General features: G+C 70.5%; 3 protein-coding genes. All 3 read right to left on the reverse strand.

The features are described 5' to 3' along the window. A partial coding sequence (locus BEN49_RS14145) for a glycosyltransferase (RefSeq protein ID WP_125916869.1) occupies window positions 1–925 on the reverse strand: 925 nt, incomplete at its 3' end. A 232-nt stretch (window positions 926–1,157) separates the two neighbouring features. Continuing rightward, window positions 1,158–1,595 carry a polysaccharide deacetylase family protein gene (locus BEN49_RS29565; protein ID WP_070744427.1) on the reverse strand — a complete coding sequence of 146 codons (438 nt, stop codon included), beginning with the start codon at window positions 1,593–1,595 and terminating at the stop codon, window positions 1,158–1,160. A gap of 172 nt (window positions 1,596–1,767) precedes the next feature. Then, complete coding sequence (locus tag BEN49_RS14155; RefSeq protein WP_070744428.1) at window positions 1,768–1,974, reverse strand: hypothetical protein; 207 nt, start codon at window positions 1,972–1,974, stop codon at window positions 1,768–1,770. Between the last annotated feature and the right edge of the window lie 196 nt (window positions 1,975–2,170).

Consider the following 2,170-nt stretch of genomic DNA (forward strand, 5'->3'; position numbering starts at 1 on the left):
CCAGGGCCAGCGCCAGGCCCGGGGCCCCCGCCCAGGCCAGGGCCCCCAGCGCCGGCCAGAAGCTGCTGTACACCAGCAGCTCCAGGCGCAGGCGCAGTGGCAGGGCCTGCACCCCGCGCAGCCAGCGGTGGCGCTGCCGCAGCAGGGCCCGCCAGGTGGGCATGGGCAAGGAATCGGCCCGGGCGGCGGCGCTGAACACGTGGCGGAAGCCGTAGCCTTGCGCCAGCACGGCCCGGAACAAGGCGTAGTCTTCGGTGACGGAGAACGGCAGGGCTTCGTAGCCGCCGGTGGCCACGTAGGCGGCGCGCGTCACGAGCATGTTGTTGCCCATGGCCGTGACGGGCCGGCCGCCGGCGCTCACCACCTGGATGAGGCCCAGCGAAATCAGCCAATCGAGGCCCTGGAGGCGGTCGAACAACCGGGGCCCCTGCACGGCGGTGATGCCCGTGACGGTGCCCACGCCGGGCGCGGCGTGGGCCAGCAGCGCGGTTATCCAAGTGCTGGGCAGGTGGATGTCGGCGTCGGTGACGAAGAAGTAATCAGTGGTGGCGCGGCGGGCCAGGTGGGCCAGCACGTTGGCCTTGCCGCGGGCCGTGCCCAAGGTTTCGGCGATGGGCACGACCTCAAAATGCCCCGCGAAGCCCCGCATGGCGGCCTTGGCTACGGCAGCGGTGCCGTCGGTGCTGCCATCGTCGCCGAGCAGGATTTCCAGCAGTTCGGGCGGGTAGCGCAGGGCGCGCAGGCTGGCCAGGCAGCGCGGCAGGGCCGCGGCCTCGTTGCGGGCGGCCAGCAAAATGCTGACGCGGGGCAGCGGCACAGGCAGCGGCCCCGCGGCGGGGGCCCCGCGCCGGGTAGCCAGGGCCCCCGCCGAGCCGGCCAGCACCAGCAGCCACAACGAGCAGTATAGCAGTAGTAAAATAATCACTGATTTAGACTGATTAACCGTGATTTAGCTGATTTTTTTTATGGGCAACCGCATTTCAAACATCGTTTGAATCCGCGAAATCACGGTTAATCAGTCTAAATCAGTGATCTGAATTCGTAGCCGCGCTGGGTAAAGTGCGCCAGCACCCGCGGCAGCACGTAGCGCAGGCGGGCGCTAGCCTTGCGGCTGTCGTGAAACACGAGGACGTCGCCGGGGCGGGCGGCGGCCAGCGTTAGGCGCAGGCACTCGGCGGGGGCAGCTGGGGGTCGTAGTCGCGGGTGAGCACCGACCATTGCACCACCCGAAACTCGGGCCGCAGCACCCGCAGCAGCGGCCACGTGAGGCGGCCATAAGGCGGGCGGAACAGCGGCTTGTTATTGGCTGTTATCGGTTGGCTGTTAGCTCTTAGCTTTTCGTCAACTGTAGAGCTAATGGCTAACGGCTGGGAGCTAACAGCTAACAATGAGTCCAGAAGTTGCTGGCACTGGGCCACGCCGGCCAGGTACTCAGCGCGGGGGGTTTGCCAGGCGCTGCGGTGGTGCTGGGTGTGGTTGCCGAGGCGGTGGCCGGCGGCCAGGGCAGCGCGGGCAATTTCGGGGTAGCGGGCGAGGTTGTCGCCCACGCAAAAGAACGTGGCCTGGGCGCCGTACTCCGCCAGCTGCGCTAGCACCCAGGGCGTTTCCTCCGGGATAGGGCCGTCGTCGAAGGTGAGGTAGAGGCACGGGGCGGCCGCTGGGGCCCGCGGCGGGGCCCTGCCACTCGGCCCCCGGCAGCAGGCGGTGCAGCAGCCGGGGCGGGCGCGTGAGCAGGGCCGCTTCCAGCCAGCCCAGGAGCGCGCCCCATCAGCGGGCGATGCGCATGTAGGGCACGCCGGCGCCGGGCAGCGGGCCCAGTACCTGGGCCAGGGCCTTCAGGAAGTTGGGGGCCGTATCAGGCCGGCCGGCGGCGGGGCCCCGGCCGAGCTGGCGGTAATGCTCGCCGCGCCACTCGCCCACCGCGGTGGGCTGCCGGCCTCGTCGGAGCTGCGGCCCAGGGGTGGCTTCGAGCAAGAAGTAGCGCGGGCGGGAGCCAGCCCAGGAGCGCGCCCATCAGCGGGCGATGCGCATGTAGGGCACGCCGGCGCCGGGCAGCGGGCCCAGTACCTGTGCCAGGGCCTTCAGGAAGTTGGGGGCCGTATCAGGCCGGCCGGCGGCGGGGCCCCGGCCGAGCTGGCGGTAATGCTCGCCGCGCCACTCGCCCACCGCG

This window comes from Hymenobacter coccineus (assembly GCF_001816125.1).
In the GTDB taxonomy this organism is placed as follows: domain Bacteria; phylum Bacteroidota; class Bacteroidia; order Cytophagales; family Hymenobacteraceae; genus Hymenobacter; species Hymenobacter coccineus.